A 1,431-nucleotide genomic window follows, 5' to 3' on the forward strand; every position below is an offset into this window, starting at 1 on the left:
ACCCCACCCCGTCCCGTCCGTGTCCGTCCGTGCTCGCAAAGGACGCTAAGCCGGAACGGGGACCTCCGACCGTCCCTTAACCGGACATTGCTAACTCTTTAGCCACATCACCGACCCTTTGGGCACTCCCGTGACCGGCGTCCCGGCCGTAACGTGTGGCGCGACCACCCGGACCGCCACGTGTGCCCCGACCGTCCCGGTCGGCCCGGCACGCGCGAGAGTGAGGCAGCACCCCATGCCCCCCTTCGATGTCCCCTACGACGTGCCCGAGGGCGACCCCTTCGGCCCGCACAACCTTCCGTACGGCGTCTTCTCGCCGTCGGGCTCGTCCGACCGGACCGTCGGCGTCCGGCTCGGCGACCACGTCCTCGACGCGGGCGCGGCGGCCGCCGCCCTCGGCTCCCCGTACGTCCACCTGCTCGCCCGGCCCTCCCTGGACGCACTCCTCGCCGCCGGGCGCACGGCCTGGTCGGACGTGCGGCGCGCGCTGACCGCGTGGGTGACGGTGCCGGCCCACCAGGAGGCGATCGCGGGCTTCTTCCACCCGCTGTCCTCGGTCGACCTGCACCTGCCCTTCGCGGTCGCGGACTACGTCGACTTCTACGCCTCGGAGAACCACGCGCGTAACGTCGGCCAGATCTTCCGCCCGGACGCCGCCGACTCCCTGACCCCCAACTGGAAGCACCTGCCGATCGGTTACCACGGCCGCTCGGGCACGGTGGTGGTGTCGGGCACGGATGTCGTACGGCCGTCGGGGCAGCGCAAGGCGCCCGCCGACGCGGCTCCGGTCTTCGGGGCGTCCGTGCGGCTCGACATCGAGGCGGAGGTCGGCTCCGTGGTCGGGGTGCCGTCCTCGCTCGGCAGGCCGGTGCCGCTCGCCGACTTCCGCGAGCACGTCTTCGGGCTGTGCCTGCTCAACGACTGGTCGGCACGGGACATCCAGGCCTGGGAGTACGTGCCCCTCGGCCCCTTCCTCGGCAAGTCCTTCGCCACGTCCGTGTCGGCGTGGATCACCCCGCTGGACGCGCTGGAGGAGGCACGCGTGGCCCCGCCGGAGCGCACGCACGCGCTGCTGCCGTACCTGGACGACACCGCGCCCGAGGTGGAGCCCGGGGGCTACGACCTGCGGATCTCCGTCGCGATCAACGGCCATGTGGTGTCGGAGCCGCCCTTCTCCACCATGTACTGGACGGCGGCCCAGCAGCTGGCGCACATGACGGTGAACGGGGCCTCGCTCAGGACGGGCGACCTGTACGGCTCGGGCACGGTGAGCGGGCCCTCCGCGGGCGAGCGGGGTTCGCTGCTGGAGCTGACCTGGAACGGACGGGACGCGCTGGAACTCCCGGACGGGAAGCGGACGTTCCTTGAGGACGGGGACGTGGTGACGCTGTCGGCGTGGGCTCCCGGTCCGGACGGGGTCCGGGTGGGGCT

Annotated in this window: 1 protein-coding gene; it reads left to right on the top strand. The window is 72.5% G+C overall.

Features of this window, described 5'->3' with window-relative positions; genetic code table 11:
- Positions 1–235 precede the first annotated feature (235 nt).
- Positions 236–1,431 (top strand): fumarylacetoacetase (gene fahA, locus EHS43_RS44490; RefSeq protein WP_125196050.1); only part of this gene is annotated, 1,196 nt, incomplete at its 3' end.

This window comes from Streptomyces sp. RP5T, from assembly GCF_003933965.1.
In the GTDB taxonomy this organism is placed as follows: Bacteria; Actinomycetota; Actinomycetes; order Streptomycetales; family Streptomycetaceae; genus Streptomyces.